Genomic DNA, 15,649 nt, shown 5'->3' on the forward strand with positions numbered 1-15,649 from the left:
CAGGACAGCGACTTCTACTACCTGACCGGTTTCGAGGAACCCGACGCGATTGCCGTGTTCAATCCGTCGCATTCCTCCGAGAGGTATGTGCTGTTCGTTCGACCCCGGGACAAGGAGCAAGAGACATGGGTCGGTCGCAGGGCCGGTGTCGAGGGGGCCGTCGAGCGGTTCGGGGCAGATACTGCCTATCCGTTGACCGAGTTTCAGGAGCGTCTCCGCGGATACCTGATCGGAAGGCCGATGCTGCACTGCAGGGCAGATACCGTGGAGAGACTGCTCGAGCCGTTGAGCGCCGCACGAACGTTCCATCTCAGGGATGGCAGGCCGGTGCCCTTCGAAATCGGCGACTTGGCATCGCTGCTCGCAGAGATGCGGCTCCGAAAGGACCCGACCGAGATCGATCTCCTTCGGAAGGCGGCTGCCGTCACCGGAGCGGGCCATCTCGAAGCGATGAAGTTCACGAAACCGGGAGTCGGCGAAGATCGGGTCCAGGCGGTGATGGAGTACGTGTTCCGGGCAGGGGGCTCTCCTCGCAACGCCTACCCTTCCATCGTCGCCTCCGGTCCCAATGCCTGCATTCTCCACTACACGGAGAACGGCAGGCAGATGCAGGGTGGAGACCTTCTCCTGATCGATGCGGGCGCCGAATACGGGTATCTGGGGGCCGATGTCACACGTACCTTCCCGGTCAACGGGAAGTTCACCGCGCCACAGGCTGCCGTCTACGAAGTCGTGCTCGGCGCGCAGAAAGCAGCGTTCGACGAGGTCATCGTCGGAGCGACGTACGAGCGAATGCATATGGCGGCACGGAAGGTCATCACCGAGGGGCTCTTCGAGATGGGCTTGTTGCCGAAGGGAACCGAACAATCGATCGCCATGCACCACTATCGCGAGTTCTTCATGCACGGGACCGGCCATTGGCTCGGTATGGACGTCCATGATGTTGGCGCGTACAAGGATGCCGCGGGTTCTCGGGTGCTGGAGCCCGGTATGGTCTTCACGGTCGAACCGGGTATCTACGTCGATCCGGAACGAGCGACCGTCAAGTTCGCGCTGCTGGAATACGACCTGGACGATTGGATGGAGCGGCGCTATCGCCTCGGCGCGGAAGCCGCACGCAAGATCGAGACCGAGGAGCGTGACAAAGCGGGGTACGCGGAGCACGCGATTCCCGAGGAGTTTCGTGGGATCGGTGTGAGGATCGAAGACGATCTGCTCGTAACATCGTCCGGATACGAGATTCTCACGGCGGATGTTCCCTCGACGCTCGAGGACGTAGAAGAGGCGTGTGCCCTGCGGTCGACTCTCAGGTAGTGGAGAACATCCGAAGCCGCCCTCAGGGCACCTCGTGTCGGATGTCATGGGCGACGCAGGCCAGATACCGCTTCACATGACGTTCCCGTTGCCGATAGAGATTGAATGAGCGTTGCAACTCTCAAAGGGACGTTCGATAGTTTTCCCTTGCCGGATGTACTCCGTCTCGTTGCCGCGTCCAGGGAAACAGGGTTGCTCGAGGTACATTCGCCGGAGCTTGGCGGCAGGATCTTCGTCGTCGATGGGCAGATTGCCTACGCCACAACCCGGTCCGACGATCAACTCATCGACGATCTAGCGCGGATGGACCACATCAGCGAAGAAGAGCGAGACGCAATCGAACGCCGCGCCGTTCAGCTCGAGGATGTCTTGAGCACCCGTGCCGCCGTGCTCGGTATCTTCTTCGGGTACCAGGTGACCGATGTGCTCGTGCGCCTGCTCGCTGTGACCGAAGGGAGTTTTTCGTTTGACGTCGGAGTCATGACGAAACACCAAACTGCCTACCGGATCGACGTCGAAGCTGCACTGGAGGCCGCAACGGCGCGATCCATCGAGTGGGAGGAGATCCACAAGGTCCTTCCGAGAGTCGACGTCTCCTTTCGTATGGCGCCCGCGATCGACGATGAAGTCACGATCGACCCGAACCGCTGGGCGATTCTTGCTGCTTTGCCCGCGGCGGGTACCCCGCGAGAGCTTGCTCTGGCGCTGAAGATCTTCGAATTCGATGCGGCCAGGAGGTTGGCGGAGCTGGTGACGGCCGGCCTGATCGTTGCCGAGGAGCGGCGATCGGAACCCGCCGCCGTCAGTCATGGTGTTCCCGAGCAACCGCCGGAGCCGGTATCGGAAGAACGGGAGTTGACGTCCGAGGAACGCGAGTTGACGTCCGAGGAACGCGAGTTGACGTCCGAGGAAGCGGCGGAGGTGCTCGGGTCTTTCATCGGCCTCGGCGACAGGTCGGAAGAAGAGCCGGCCGGTCAGGAAGAAGGACCTGAAGAGCGAGCGGCAGGAGCAGGCGCCGAGGAAGAGGAAAGTGACCTCGCCCGGCGGTGGAGACGACTACGCAAGGACCACAGATCCGCAGGGAGCTGAGGGATCTTCGACGTCCGTCCGGCCTCCGGTCCCCCTCGGTATTCAAACGAGTGGGGGACGACGATCCGCCCAAGGTTGGGCGGCCTCGAGTTGTCCCGCGAGCCTCAGTAGTGTCGCCTCATCGCCGTATCTGCCTGCGAACTGGACGCCGATCGGGAGATCCGAGGCGTTCCAATGGAGGGGAATCGACATGGCGGGCTGTCCGGTCAGGTTGAACAGCATCGTGTTGGGAACGGGGTCCATCTGTTCGGCTGCCATCTGGTCCAGGACGAGGTCCAGTATCTTGCGGGCCGGGAAGCGACCGACGGCCTTGATCGCCAACTCGTCACGCCGGGATGGCTGGAGTTCTCCGATCTTCACGGGAGGCCGGCCGAGCGTCGGTGTGAGTAGGACGTCGTAGGTCTCGTGGAAAATGGCGATTCTCCGGGCATCTTCCTGGGTTGCGACCAGGAGAGAAGCGAGTTCATCGCCTCGGGTTTTTCGCCCTATCAGCATCATGAGCCAAGTCACCGGCTCGAAGTAGTCGCGTTTGGGTTCCTTCCCAACGAGATGGGCCGCGTAGTCGATGTCGGCGGCGAGGCCGGTGGCAACGATACGTAGATACGCCTCCACCATCCTCGCCTTGTTGAACGGTGGACATGCCTCTTCAACATGGTGTCCGAGGCTCTCCAGAAGAGCAGCCGCCTTTTCTGCCGCCTCTACGCAGTCGGGATGTGTGGTCGTGCCGAACAGGGACTTCGTGCAGAGGGCTACGCGCAGGTGCCCCGGGTCCGTGTGGGCCTCTTCGAGGAATGGGCGTTCCGGAGCGGGCGCGATCAGAGGTTCGCCGATTGCAGGTTGTGACGAGATGTCGAGCATTGCGGCACTGTCACGAACGCTGCGGCTCAAGACGTGCTCCTGGACGAGACCGAGCCAGTTTCCGTCGAAGTGCGGTCCCAGAGGGTTGCGACCTCTGGACGGTTTCAGCCCGAACAGCCCGCAGGCAGACGACGGGATACGAATCGACCCGCCTCCGTCGCCGCCATGGGCCGCCGGAACGAACCCGGCGGCAACGGCGGCTGCGGAGCCGCCGCTGGAACCTCCGGGAGTGTGATCGAGGTTCCACGGATTGCGTGTCGGGCCTCGAAGGGCGGGTTCTGTGACGGCGAGCAGACCGAATTCGGGCGTGTTGGTCTTGCCAAGAACGAGAAGACCCGCCTTGCGGTAGCGTGACACGAGTACCGAATCCTCGTCGGCGACGAAGAACTGGAGAAGGCGAGACGACGCGGTCGTCGGTTCGCCTTCGTAGAGGGCCGTCAGGTCTTTGAGGAGGAAGGGGACCCCGGCGAAAGGCCCGTCGAGTGACTGCGCGGCCTGGGCGAGGGCTCGGTCGTACATCTTGTGGACGACTGCGTTCAGGCGGGGATTGAGCTGTTCGATGCGAGAGATTGCAGCCTCGACGAGTTCGCTTGGGTGTACATCACCGTTTCTGACGAGATCGGCGAGGCCGATGGCGTCGTACTCGGCGTATTCGGCAAACACTGTCACTGGGACCACCTCCACGAGTCAGCTTACGCGCATCGTCGTCCAGCAAGGCCAGGAGTCCGCCGATGAAGGGTGGTGCGCCGACCGGCCGGCGGGCACGTCGATTGCCCTGCGGTTCGTATCTGCTCGTGGGCATCGAGACTGCAGGTCGAGGCGAGACGGCGGAGGACGGCGTTCCGGATCAGGAGGAACGGTCTTGCACCGGCCGGCGGCCGCGCCGGATGCGAGGTACCGGTCTGGAGCCGAGGGCTCGAATCAGTTCACGAGGCGGATCGTTACCGGATAGCGGTAGTACTCACCGTTGGACGCGCGAACGGCAGCAAGGATCACCAGCACGAGCCAGGCGATCAAGACGATGGGCAGCAGCAGGAGGCCGATACCGACGAGTATCAACAGTGCCGAAACGATGCCATAGATCATGAAGGAGATGTTGAAGTTCAGGGCCTCTTTCCCGTGATAGTCGATGAACGGGTCTTCATCCTTCTTGATGAGCCAGACGACGAGTGGTCCGATGACCGATGGGATGCCGACGAGATTGACCAGTGCGGACAGATGCGCGATGACCGCCCAATTCTTCGCATCCTGTGTGGCCGGTTCGGGGACGAGTGGCTGAGCTTCCACGATGACTCCTCTCCTCTCCTCACGCATAGTCTGCCAGCTCGTATCGAAGTTTGCTCGTGGTCCATGTCGCTTCCTCCACCTGAACGTCGGTGCAGGCAACCCCGAGGGTCGGGAGGAAGCGTGCAAGAGCCGTCCGCTCGACCATGTCCGGCTTCTGGTCCGCTCGGGTGAATCGAGGATTTCGGTCGGACACGTCGTCGAGGTCGCCTCAGGCTTGGGAAGAGCCTTCGGTCGTGCCGGGATGGACACGGAGCTCCCCCTTGCCGGCTGCGCGTAATGTCAGATAGAGAGAGGAGTTCTCCAGCGGTGTCGACGGCAGCGGAAGGGGAATGTCGACAACGACGGCTCCTTCCTCGAGCCGGCGTTCGATATCCCATCGTTCGAGCGCTTTCATGACGACGTCGTTCTGTGGGGAGACCCACGCCCGGAACCGCCGAATACCGTGTTCGAAGGCGGTTTCGGCGGTGAGCCGCAGAAGTATGCCGCCAAGTCCTCGTTGCTGGTACCCGTCGAGGACGACAACGGCGGCCTCGGCTGCGCCGGGCTCGAACTGGGCATACCGAGCGACGCCGATGCCACGGGGCTGCGGAGTCGAGACGTCGAACGCAACCCAGGCGAAGTGCGTGTCGTAGTCGACATTGGTCAGATACGCGAGTTCCCCGCTGCTGAGCTTGTCGACCGACCGGAGGAATCGCAGGTAGCGGGACCGGGGAGAGAGGTCCTCGAGTCCCTCGGCGAGTTTGGGACCGTCGTCGGGGACGATGGGTCGTATACGGACCGGCGTTTGGTCACGAAGGCGGATGTCGACGGTCCGAGCGGTGATGAACGGATCCGATTCTTTCATGTCCGGGCGATCGGCGCGATGTACAAGAGGATCATCAGGAAGTGCGCGACGCTTCCGGAGATGACCAGGAGGTGGAATACCTCGTGGTAGGAGAACACCCGCGGTGAGAGGCGGGGGCGCTTGGTGACCAGCAGAATCATGCCGGTGCTATAGAAGATGCCACCGAGGATCAGGAGTCCGACCGCTCCCATGCCGAGTCGATCCATGAGCCGGGGGAGGGGGATCACGGCGAACCACCCCATCACCATGTAGAGCGTGATCGAGAGCCAGTTCCTGATCTTCGGAAAGAATACTTTCTGGAAGATGCCGGCCGCTGCAATGCCCCAGACGAACGCAAGCGTGACCCATTTGAGGGATCCGGAGAGAACGTTGAAGGCAATCGGGGTATAGGTGCCTGCGACGAGCAGGAAGATCATCGAGTGATCCAGGCGCTGCATACGCTGTTTCCAGCGTCTTCTCCAGGGGATCGAGTGGTACAGGGAACTGGTCGTGTACAACGCGGCTGCGCTGAGTCCGAACGCGATCATGGAAAGCATGCGCGGGGTGTCCCACGCAGTGCGAATGGCAAGCAGGATCAAGGCTGCGACGGACGCTGCGGCCGCAGTACCGTGGAGGAACCCGCGAACCGGGTTGTTCATCCTTCCCAACGTCGTTCGGTCCACGCTCACAGACTACCGGGGTGGTGGGAATGGGGATACAGGTAGCATTGGTTTGTGAAACCCGAACGGCTCCTCCGACCCATCTATCGGTTGTACGAAGACAGTGTGCTTCGTGGTCTTCCTGCAGATCGGCTGCCCCGTCATATCGGAATCATCCTCGACGGGCATCGTCGGTACGCACGAGCCGAAGGGTTGTCCGATTATGCGGCAAGCTATCGGGCCGGAATGCGCAAGTTCGAGGAGTTCATCGGCTGGGCCGAACAGATCGAGATTCCTGCAATCACGGGATGGCTCCTGTCCAAGGAGAACCTCGCGAGACCGGACGAGGAACTGGAACCGTACTTCGACGTCCTGATCGGACTCTTTGAACGTCTGCCGGATCTCGCGGCACGAAACGACCTGAGGGTTCGGTTCATCGGGAGTCTGGGGCTGCTTCCCGACACACTGACCATGGCAGCGAAAAAGGTCGAAGAGGAGGCAGGTGACGGCAGCAGGCGCCTGACGATCGCCATGGGGTACGGTGGCAGACAGGAGATCGTCGACGCGTGCCGTGACCTCGTTTCCGCGCTTGCCGCCGAGGGTGTTCCTGCCGCCGAGATTGCCGACAGGATCGACGCAGAGGGGATTGGAACTCATCTGTACACGGCAGACTTGCCCGATCCCGACCTCGTCATCCGAACCAGCGGCGAGTCGCGCTTGTCCGGTTTCCTCCTGTGGCAGTCGGCATATGCCGAATACGCGTTTGTCGATGTCTACTGGCCCGCGTTTCGGCGCGTCGACTTTCTTCGGGCGTTGCGTGATTTCTCCCGGAGGGACCGCCGGTTCGGCAGGTAGGCCGAGGACCCATCGGTGCGGTGAGTGCCGTGGCTGCGTGTGGGACCCGGCGGGGTTCCTCTCGTCTTCTTCGAAACCCTGGTTTGCCGGGATGTCCGCATCGAGGTGCAGCGCATATCTCGGTCGGGCTGTCTGAGGTCTGGACTCGGAGGTTCTCGAAGAACAGGGGTCTCACGTGTTCCGAGCGGTGATCGAGTTTTTTGCGACAGGGACGCTTTGCCTCAGGGCCAACCTGGCGGCAGGCAAAGGAATGTCGCATAACCGGTGCGACCGCCCTCGGGGAGGGCGGTCGCTATGGTCGGGCTAACTTGGGAGGTTGGCTAACACTCATGGTATCGGCGTCCGGGAGTGGAACTTGAGCGATTTGTTTCGGCATCTGATCGAACATTCTTTGCGGACCGACGGACCGTTTCTTCTTCGGTCGGGCATCGAGAGCGATTGGTATCTCGATGCCCGCCGGACCACCTTCGATGGAGCCGGCGCACGTCTGGTGGCGGAGGCGGTCCTGGACGTTCTGGCGTCCGGCGTCCAGGCGGTCGGGGGGATGACGATGGGGGCGGATCCCATCGCCGTGTCCACGGCGATCGTCGGCACTGAGCGGGGTCTCGACCTGCGGGCATTCTCGATCCGCAAGCAGGGCAAGGATCACGGAGTGCGGGGACGGTTGGTGGGTGCGGTCTCGCCCGGCGACAGCGTCGCCGTCCTGGAGGACACGACCAGTACGGGAGGCGCTCTGGCCGAAGCCGTCGACGTCGCCGTCGGACAGGGACTCGTCGTGATTCAGGCCATAGCGCTCGTCGACAGGAGTGGCACCGTTGCTGCACGGCTGATGGCCGAGCGCGGGGTACCGTATGTGGCACTGGTCCGTCCCGCGGATCTGGGAGTCGTCGAATGAATCGATTGGAAGTCGAGCGGTCCGCGCTGAGGGTGTGGTTGCTGTCGCTCCTCGGGGTCCCGTTTATCCTGCTCGGCCTCGACCTGCTGACCGAACAGCGCTTCATCAACGCGTTCGGCGCGCTCGTCTACGGTGCAGAGCAGATCCCTGCTTTCGAGCCGAGAGACAAGATCTTCGCGATCGTCTCGGTGCTTGCGGGATTGGTGCTGGTGATCTGGGGATTACGAGACCTCGTCCTTCCTCGGAAGTTGGTCGTCGCGGACGGAGCGGGACTCCGGATCGCTCTCGCAGGTCCCCTCCGGCGCGCGGTGTCGATCCCCTGGGACGAGGTCGGCGACATTAGGGCGGAAATGGCCGACGAGGGCGGAGAGATGCTTCCTGTTCTGGTCGTCGAGTTCTCTGATCCGGACCGGCTTCCCACCGACCCGTGGGCGGCGCGTTGGGTGGGCCCGACAACGCTCATGATCGAGAGTGCGGGATGGTCGCTGAGCGCCGAGAGTGTCGCCGCCACGCTGAACAAGATTCGGGAGTCGATTCCCGCCGAATCCGAAGCGATGCCTTGGGAGTAGGGTCGCGCCCATGCTGATCGGAGCCCACGTTCCCAGTGCCGACCCGATCGGGGAGGCAGCGGCACGAAACGCCGATGTGGTGCAGATCTTCCTTTCGAACCCGCAGTCGTGGAAGAAGCCCCTCGAGCGGGATGACGCCGGCGAGCTGGCGGCGTCGGGGCTGCCGATCTACGTGCATGCGCCATACCTGATCAACGTGGTCTCACCGAACAACAAGGTGCGCATTCCGAGTCGCAAGATACTCGTCGACACGGTTGCAGCGGCAGAGACGATTCGTTCGGCGGGAGTGATCGTCCACGGGGGCCATGTGACAGGCGACAGCACATTCGAAGAAGGATTGGAGCGGTGGGGGAAGGCACTCCAGCCGATCGAATCCACGGTCCCGATCCTGATCGAGAATACGGCCGGTGGGGGAAACGCCATGGCGCGCAGAGTCGAGGATATCGCCCGGCTCTGGGAGGTCGTAGGCGCTTTCGGGGCCGGACTCTGCCTCGATACGTGCCATGCGTGGGCCGCCGGTGAGGATCTCGACGGGATCGTCGATCGGGTCATGGGGGCGACAGGACGGATCGATCTCATACATCTGAACGATTCGCGGGATCCCTTCGACAGCCGTCGCGATCGTCACGCAAACCTTGGGGAAGGCGAGATCCCCACCGACCTGCTGGTGCAAGTCGTCCGCGATGCCGGCGCACCGGTGGTGGTGGAGACACCGGGAGGAGCGGAGGCACAGGCAGCCGATATCGCCTGGATTCGGGAACGCCTTCGGAGTTGACGGCGGCCGGCATCGCTCGGCCGATTCGCGGCCTGTTCTCAGTCGTCAGAAGTCGTCGCGCCGCCCTCTGTCGGGAACGCTCGATGACTGATGACTGATGACTGATGACTGATGACTGATGACTGAGTACCCCTACTCGAGGAAGGTCCGCATCTTCTCGCGTTCCGGATCACCCGTCGAGATGAATTCCTCCACGAATCGGCGGGCGTCCTCGTCGTGGTACTGCACCGGGGGGCTCTTCATGAAATAGGCCGACGGGCCGAGCAGCGGTCCACCGATACCCCGATCCTTTGCGAGCTTGACAGTCCGGATCGCGTCGATGACGACCCCTGCCGAGTTGGGTGAGTCCCACACTTCCATCTTGAGTTCGATATTCAGAGGCACATCTCCGAAGGCGCTGCCTTCGAGTCGGATATACGCCCACTTTCGATCGGTCAGCCATGGGACGTAGTCGGAGGGACCGATGTGAACGTTGTGGTCGCCCAATTCGTGGCTGAGCTGTGAGGTGACTGCCTGCGTCTTGGAGATCTTCTTCGATTCGAGTCGTTCCCGTTCCAGCATGTTCATGAAGTCCATGTTGCCGCCGACGTTGAGCTGGGAGGTCCGGTCCAGATTGATGCCGCGGTCCTCGAAGAGGCGCGCCAACTGGCGGTGAACGATGGTGGCGCCGACCTGCGACTTGATGTCGTCACCAACGATCGGGACGCCTGCGTCGTGAAAGCGTCGAGACCATTCTTGATTGGAGGCGATGAAGACGGGGATGCAGTTCACGAACGCCACCCGGGCCTCGAGTGCCGCCTCCGCATATGACCGAGCGGCGTTCTCGGAACCGACGGGCAGGTAGTTGACCAGCACGTCTGCTCCAGAGTCACGCAGCGCCTGGGCGACGTCGACCGGTTCGGCCGGGGACTCATCGATCGTCTTGCGGTAGTAGGTCCCGAGTCCGTCGAGGGTTGGCCCGCGCAGCACCTCGACACCTTTGTGGCCGACGTCCGTGAACCGGTACGTGTTGTTCTGCCCGTTCCACATTGCTTTCGATATGTCGACTCCCACCTTGGTGGCGTCGACGTCGAACGCGGCCACGAACTCGAGGTCACCAACGTGGTAGCCGTGCATCTCGACATGCATCAAGCCTGGCACCGTGTTGCTCGGATCTGCCTCCCGGTAGTACTCAACGCCCTGGATCAGGGAGTTTGCGCAGTTCCCCATTCCGGCGACCGCCACGCGTATCGTGCCCATTGATTGCTTCCCTTCGTTCATTCGTGCGTCCGAGCCTTGGTGGGATTCCGACGGTGCATGACCGCCTGCTCCGTTTCGATGAGCTCGTCGATCCAGGCGATATCCGCTTCGGCTCGATGCGCTCCTCGTTCGATCAAGGAGATCGTGTATCGGTCGATCCGTGCTCGTGTGCGGTTCATCGTCTCGTGCAACGATGCGCGAGCATCGCTGGCCCGATCGGCGAGGATCATGCGTCTCCGTTCGAGGAGTCTGAGCCGGGTCTCGGGGTCGACGTATCGAAAGAAGGCAACTCTGAGATTGAAGCTGCGATCGTCTTCGTTCTCGGTTGTACGTCCCTCGATGAGTTCGCGGAACCGAGCTTCTCCCGCCGCGGTGATCTGATAGACCCTCTTGCGCTCCTGTGAGTCGACCGCCTCGATGAGGCGGTGACGATCGAGGCGCCGGAGCGCCGGATAGAGCGAGCCGAACGACACCGAACGCAACCCGAGGTCCGCGAGACGGCGCCTGAGGTCGTACCCGTGGCGGGGTTCTTCTTTGAGAAAGCCGAGGATTGCGAGGTCGAGCAATGTGATTTCGTTATAGCGATTCGATATAGCTTGCCACCAAGACGGCGTCGTGTCCAGCGGGACGGGCAACCCGGGTGCCGAGGCGCCAGGTTTGACCTTGTTCACGATCCGTCACAGAATCGAACATTGCAGGGAGGTTCCGGATCCCCGACGTGCTACTCACCGCCCATTCGATCGTACGCTGGTTCGTGCTGGCGGGACTCGGCGCGACGGCGCTCGCCGGGGTGACACTGACCCTCCGCAAGGAGGCATGGAGGCTCGGGTATGGCCGAATCGTTTCTGTCACACTCGGACTGATCGATCTTCAGGTGGCTCTGGGCTTGCTCGTGTGGATCACCAAGCAGGACCTCTCGATCTTCAGGGCCTACATCGATCCGATCGGAATGCTGGTGGCGGTCGCCGTGGCGCACACGGCTGCGGCGCGGGCAAAGAGGCAATCGGGCTATGCGGGTGCGGGTACCGTAGTCGCCGGTCTGATGGCGGCTTTTGCGATCGTCGTTCTCACGATTCCTCGTGCAGTGTGGTTTTGATCCGTCGCGTCGGACTCGTTCTCATCGTGTTCTTGATCGCGGGTTGTGCGACCAACCGATACGGCCCCTGGTACACGCCTTCCGGCAACCTCGTGTCGAACAGCATCGTGGTCGAGTTCCAGGGCTTCAAGGATTGCGGAACCGACAAGGTGGTGTTCCTCAGGTTCCTTGGTCGCCAGTACGCCCACGATCCTCAAGGCCAACTCGGCACTTTGACCGCCGCCGACGGTACGGAGCTCACGTACGCCGAACTCGACGGTCCGCCGGCAGGAGCCGAGGCAACCGGTGTCCGGCACAAAGATCAGGAGATCTGGAGGTCGTCGGCGGACATCGAGAACTACTTGTATATCGTCTACGACAACGGGTATACGCAACGCTGGCCGAGGGCTGAGGTCCGATGCGAGCGATGATACGGGGGCCTGCAGGGCAGGCGGTGGCCGGCAAGAGCCCCCGGCTCGTCCCACGGTCTCGCCGTGACACCTGTCGCGACACGAGGTGAGGCTCCATGGCGAACGGTCGCGAACCGGTAACGTGTGACCGGCAAGACGAGGAGGGGATGTGACCTTTGATCTGACCCGCCATGAGACGGTGTTCGTGTTGACGATGGACGCGGGAGACAATCGCTTCAACCGCAGGTCCTTGGAGCGCATCAACGACCTTCTCGATCAGGTCGAGAAGGTGGATGGTCCTGCGGCGCTGGTGACGACCGGAACCGGGAAGTTCTACTCGAACGGCCTCGACCTCGATTGGGTGTTGAGCGGTGAGGCCGACATGTGTTTCGTGGATCTGGCCATGGCGACACAGCAACTCCTGGCGCGTACGCTGATCTTTCCGCGCCCCACCGTGGCTGCGATCAACGGGCACTGCTTCGCGGCCGGTGCCATGTGGTCACTTGCACATGACTTTCGTGTGATGCGTGCCGACAGGGGGTTCTGGTCGATGCCGGAAGTGGACATCAAGATACCGTTCACCGAGGGCATGGCCGCGTTGATTCAGGCACGGCTCTCGCCGCAGCAGGCCCACACGGCGATGACGACGGCGCGCCGCTACGGGGGAACGGAAGCGGCCGAAGCGAGGATCGTCGAACAGGCCGTGTCGGAGGATGACGTGCTTCCGACGGCGATCGAGATGGCCGCAACACTCGCGAAGAAGGACACGGCAACACTGGGAGCGATCAAGCAGATCATGTATGCGCCCGTTGTCGAGGCGCTGACGGGATGAGGGAAGGCGCACGGCGGGGTCTCGACCCCGGGCGCGCGAGTACCGAATCGTCGGAGCCGAGCCGTCGGCGGTCGCCTCGACGTGCGGCCTCGAGTCGTGAGCCATGACTCCTACGTTCCGAGCGAGAACGCCGTGTGCGCGGTCCACGACACGTTGTCGGTGACCATGAGTGTCACGGTCCGGGCAACCGAGTCGAGCGGGAGGTATGGGGACACGTCGGCGACGATTCGCCGTGCGACGGCGTCATTCGAAGTGTGCGCGACGGTCACGTGGGGAATGATACGATCGAACTTGCCCTCGTAGGGCTTGGCGTCGGGCCAGTGTTGCACGAGCATCTCGGTGAGGTCGGCGAACGGCTCGCGGGGTTCCGGGACCAGATACACGACGTCCGGCCACCGACGTACCTCGGTCAGAGCGAATGGGAACGGCCGGATGTTCCGAAACAGGTCACCGAGAGATCTCAGCGTCACCTCGTCGAGACGGTTCGGTGCAAGGAACGGATACAGCACGGTGACATGGGCGGGGACGCCGACCAGCGCAGCCGGATCCAGGAGGGTTCTCCAACGGCCGATCACGGGCTCGGCTTCGGGAACTTCGATCAGCAGCGCCGACTCGGTCAACATCACTCACGCAGCAAGGTCAGCAGCATCACGGTCGGCTCGAGCGCGTAGACCGCATGGGTGAGGCCCGCCGGCAGGTACGTCCAGGAACCCGGCACGGCTTCAACGATGCTCGCCCCGAGGGTCAGGCGCGCCTTGCCGGAGATCACCTGGACGATCGCGGGCATCGAAGCGGTGTGATCGGTGAGTTCCTGATCGGCGTCGAATCCGAATACGACGACCCGGACACGATCGTTCTTGTACACAACCTTGCTGAGCGTCCCCTCATCCGGGATGTCGACGTTCAACGCGGGAAGAAAGGTGTAGTCGTCCATGAGGGAACCGTAGCGTCCAAGGGTTCGATAAGGCGGTAGGCTTGGTGCTCCCACCGGTCCGGGCGACCTGTCGAGGCGGCCGAGTCCAACACGTGGGTACGACATTCCGAACAGGTCCCCCAACCCGTCGTGGTGGGGAGAGAGGAGCCAGTCATGGCAGGCAAGATCACCGTTCCGCACGTTCGGTCGCGCAAGGGCGGTGAGAAACTGGCCGTGGTGACCGCCTACGACACACCGACGGCGCGCATCGCCGACGCAGCGGGTGTCGACATGATTCTCGTGGGTGACTCTCTTGCCAACGTCGTGTTGGGATACGAGGACACGCTGAGAGTCGACATGGACGTGATGGTCCACCACACTGCCGCGGTCGCGAGAGCCGGTACGAACGCGCTCGTGATCGGGGACATGCCGTGGATGAGCTATCACGTGTCGATCGAGGATGCGGTCCGCAACGCAGGCCGCTTCATTCGCGAAGGCGGTGCCGGAGCGGTGAAGCTCGAGGGGGGACGCAAGAGAGTTCCTGTCGTCGAGGCGATCATCGACGCGGAGATCCCGGTAATGGGCCACCTGGGGCTGACTCCGCAGTCGGTGCACGCCATGGGCGGATACAAGGTACAGGGCAAGACGAGTGCTGCAGCCAGGGAACTGCTCGCAGACGCCCTCGCACTGGCCGAAGCGGGAGTGTTCTCGATGGTGCTCGAAGGGATCCCCGACCTGCTTGCCGAGATGGTCACCAAGGAGGTGCCGGTGCCGACGATCGGGATCGGTGCCGGCAACGACACCGATGGACAAGTGCTCGTGTTTCACGATGTGCTCGGACTGAACACCGGACACCTCCCCAAGTTCGTTCGGCAGTACGCGAATCTGTATGGCGTCGCGGTCGATGCGCTGCGGCACTATGTCGCCGACGTACGATCCGGAGGGTTCCCGAGTGACGATGAGAGCTACCACATGGGTGAGCAGGCGGCGGCGGAGCTTCTGGGAAGATGAAGCGGCTGGTCGTGGGGGTCGTGTTGTTGTTGCTGACAGCCGGTTGCGGCGTGGGAGGAGCGACGATCGTGGATCCGATGCCCGTCTCCACGTCCTCCGTTCCCCGAACGGAACCGTGGAACGGCTTCGAGACTCGACAGATCACTCTGAACGGGACGCCTCTCTTTGTCGCCGTGGCCTCGACGCGCGATGAGCGAGCCAAGGGGTTGAGTGGTGTCTCGAATCTGGACGGGATCGATGGCATGTTGTTCTTCTTCGAAGGGTCATCGACGGCGAGATTCTGGATGAAGGACACGCTGATCGATCTCGACATCGCGTTCTTCGACACTCTGGGTCGGCTCATCACGGTCAGAACGATGCCCGTATGCACGGAGGATCCGTGTCCCACGTACGGTTCCACCGGTCCGTACCGATGGGCCTTGGAGGTACCGGCGGGCCATGCTCTGACCGACCTGGCTCCGGGGTCGGTTCTGGTCCCTTGAGAGGGCACCGACATCTCGGATGCAGGGAACGCCACATCGTCGGCCACGATGCCGGACGCCTGCACGATCTGCGCCGCAGGAGCTGTTCCACAGGTGGAGTGCGCATCGCTTTGATACGACGCTGCCACGAAGTCGGGAAAACCTCTTTGCGGTTCGGCTTTCAGGTACCGATCGAGGCGGTTACACTCCAACCGCTTCCCTCGGCGAATCGCCGAACCCTGCTCCGTCGACCGGCGGGGCCTTCCGCGAAAGTGGATGTCCAAAGGAGGTGCAATGCGAAGCTATGAATTGATGACCATTCATCGGCCCGAGTTGGCCGAGAGCGACTACCTGAAGCTCGTCGAGCAGACGGAGGAGTTTCTCCGCAGTCGCGGAGGAACCGTAGGCGAGCGGGATCTCTGGGGAAAACGTCGATTTGCGTACGAGATCAATCACCTGCACGAGGGGTACTACTCGGTGCTTCACTTCGAGGCCGAACCGGATGTTGTGGATGATCTCGACCGGGTGCTGCTCCTCGCAGACCTGGTCGTGCGCCACAAGATCATTCGTCCCGAGAACTGATC

At 62.5% G+C, this 15,649-nt stretch carries 20 protein-coding genes; 12 read left to right on the forward strand and 8 right to left on the reverse strand.

Going from position 1 to position 15,649, the window contains the following annotated elements; all coding sequences use genetic code 11:
• Together GXP34_03770 and GXP34_03775 are read left to right on the forward strand one after the other, a co-directional pair.
• Positions 1–1,314: aminopeptidase P family protein (locus tag GXP34_03770; protein ID NOY55084.1), on the forward strand; the 1,314-nt coding region annotated here is incomplete at its 5' end.
• 105 nt (positions 1,315–1,419) lie between these two features.
• Positions 1,420–2,403, forward strand: a complete 984-nt coding sequence (locus GXP34_03775; GenBank protein NOY55085.1) for a DUF4388 domain-containing protein — start codon at positions 1,420–1,422, stop codon at positions 2,401–2,403.
• A gap of 42 nt (positions 2,404–2,445) precedes the next feature.
• Here the strand turns inward: GXP34_03775 and GXP34_03780 are convergent, their stop codons facing one another.
• From GXP34_03780 to GXP34_03795, 4 genes are all read right to left on the reverse strand, one after another.
• Positions 2,446–3,930 (reverse strand): amidase, encoded by a 1,485-nt coding sequence (locus GXP34_03780; protein ID NOY55086.1) that lies wholly within the window; start codon positions 3,928–3,930, stop codon positions 2,446–2,448.
• Between the two features lie 252 nt (positions 3,931–4,182).
• Entirely contained in the window at positions 4,183–4,575 is a 393-nt protein-coding gene (locus tag GXP34_03785; GenBank protein ID NOY55087.1) for a DUF4870 domain-containing protein, read from the reverse strand.
• 181 nt (positions 4,576–4,756) lie between these two features.
• On the reverse strand, positions 4,757–5,392 hold the full coding sequence (locus GXP34_03790) for a GNAT family N-acetyltransferase (protein ID NOY55088.1): 636 nt from the start codon (positions 5,390–5,392) through the stop codon (positions 4,757–4,759).
• Positions 5,389–6,054, reverse strand: a complete 666-nt coding sequence (locus tag GXP34_03795; protein ID NOY55089.1) for a hemolysin III family protein — start codon at positions 6,052–6,054, stop codon at positions 5,389–5,391. Before GXP34_03795 ends, GXP34_03790 begins: the two co-directional genes overlap by 4 nt.
• A gap of 51 nt (positions 6,055–6,105) precedes the next feature.
• Between GXP34_03795 and uppS the strand changes: the two genes are divergently transcribed.
• The 4 genes from uppS (at position 6,106) to GXP34_03815 (ending at position 9,124) form a co-directional block, all read left to right on the forward strand.
• Complete coding sequence (gene uppS / locus GXP34_03800) at positions 6,106–6,885, forward strand: di-trans,poly-cis-decaprenylcistransferase (protein NOY55090.1); 780 nt, start codon at positions 6,106–6,108, stop codon at positions 6,883–6,885.
• Positions 6,886–7,240: 355 nt separating this feature from the next.
• The gene (locus tag GXP34_03805; GenBank protein NOY55091.1) at positions 7,241–7,780 is read left to right on the forward strand and encodes an orotate phosphoribosyltransferase; all 540 of its coding nucleotides are present in this window, start codon (positions 7,241–7,243) and stop codon (positions 7,778–7,780) included.
• Entirely contained in the window at positions 7,777–8,349 is a 573-nt protein-coding gene (locus tag GXP34_03810; protein NOY55092.1) for a hypothetical protein, read from the forward strand. Before GXP34_03805 ends, GXP34_03810 begins: the two co-directional genes overlap by 4 nt.
• Before the next feature lie 10 nt (positions 8,350–8,359).
• Complete coding sequence (locus tag GXP34_03815; protein ID NOY55093.1) at positions 8,360–9,124, forward strand: deoxyribonuclease IV; 765 nt, start codon at positions 8,360–8,362, stop codon at positions 9,122–9,124.
• A gap of 132 nt (positions 9,125–9,256) precedes the next feature.
• On the opposite strand, the gene GXP34_03820 is transcribed toward GXP34_03815, so the two are convergent.
• Both GXP34_03820 and GXP34_03825 read right to left on the reverse strand, forming a co-directional pair.
• On the reverse strand, positions 9,257–10,363 hold the full coding sequence (locus tag GXP34_03820) for an inositol-3-phosphate synthase (GenBank protein NOY55094.1): 1,107 nt from the start codon (positions 10,361–10,363) through the stop codon (positions 9,257–9,259).
• A 17-nt stretch (positions 10,364–10,380) separates the two neighbouring features.
• Positions 10,381–10,929, reverse strand: a complete 549-nt coding sequence (locus GXP34_03825) for a helix-turn-helix transcriptional regulator (protein NOY55095.1) — start codon at positions 10,927–10,929, stop codon at positions 10,381–10,383.
• Between the two features lie 152 nt (positions 10,930–11,081).
• Here GXP34_03825 and GXP34_03830 point away from each other — a divergent pair, with 152 nt between their 5' ends.
• From GXP34_03830 to GXP34_03840, 3 genes are all read left to right on the forward strand, one after another.
• Positions 11,082–11,459, forward strand: coding sequence for a hypothetical protein (locus tag GXP34_03830; protein ID NOY55096.1), 378 nt, complete (start codon positions 11,082–11,084; stop codon positions 11,457–11,459).
• Complete coding sequence (locus GXP34_03835; GenBank protein NOY55097.1) at positions 11,456–11,869, forward strand: hypothetical protein; 414 nt, start codon at positions 11,456–11,458, stop codon at positions 11,867–11,869. The genes GXP34_03830 and GXP34_03835 overlap by 4 nt, the downstream gene beginning before the upstream one ends.
• Before the next feature lie 193 nt (positions 11,870–12,062).
• Positions 12,063–12,680, forward strand: a complete 618-nt coding sequence (locus GXP34_03840) for an enoyl-CoA hydratase/isomerase family protein (protein NOY55098.1) — start codon at positions 12,063–12,065, stop codon at positions 12,678–12,680.
• 110 nt (positions 12,681–12,790) lie between these two features.
• Here GXP34_03840 and GXP34_03845 read toward each other — a convergent pair whose 3' ends face one another.
• Positions 12,791–13,306 (reverse strand): 2'-5' RNA ligase family protein, encoded by a 516-nt coding sequence (locus GXP34_03845; protein NOY55099.1) that lies wholly within the window; start codon positions 13,304–13,306, stop codon positions 12,791–12,793.
• Complete coding sequence (locus GXP34_03850) at positions 13,303–13,614, reverse strand: cupin (GenBank protein NOY55100.1); 312 nt, start codon at positions 13,612–13,614, stop codon at positions 13,303–13,305. The genes GXP34_03845 and GXP34_03850 overlap by 4 nt, the downstream gene beginning before the upstream one ends.
• A 153-nt stretch (positions 13,615–13,767) precedes the next feature.
• Between GXP34_03850 and panB the strand changes: the two genes are divergently transcribed.
• The 3 genes from panB to rpsF all read left to right on the forward strand — a co-directional run bounded on the left by panB (position 13,768) and on the right by rpsF (position 15,647).
• Positions 13,768–14,604, forward strand: a complete 837-nt coding sequence (gene panB / locus GXP34_03855; GenBank protein ID NOY55101.1) for a 3-methyl-2-oxobutanoate hydroxymethyltransferase — start codon at positions 13,768–13,770, stop codon at positions 14,602–14,604.
• Positions 14,601–15,086, forward strand: coding sequence for a DUF192 domain-containing protein (locus GXP34_03860; GenBank protein NOY55102.1), 486 nt, complete (start codon positions 14,601–14,603; stop codon positions 15,084–15,086). Before panB ends, GXP34_03860 begins: the two co-directional genes overlap by 4 nt.
• Before the next feature lie 273 nt (positions 15,087–15,359).
• On the forward strand, positions 15,360–15,647 hold the full coding sequence (gene rpsF / locus GXP34_03865; GenBank protein NOY55103.1) for a 30S ribosomal protein S6: 288 nt from the start codon (positions 15,360–15,362) through the stop codon (positions 15,645–15,647).
• Positions 15,648–15,649: the final 2 nt, after the last annotated feature.

Source organism: Actinomycetota bacterium, from assembly GCA_013152275.1.
GTDB lineage: Bacteria > Actinomycetota > Acidimicrobiia > Spongiisociales > UBA4744 > BMS3Bbin01.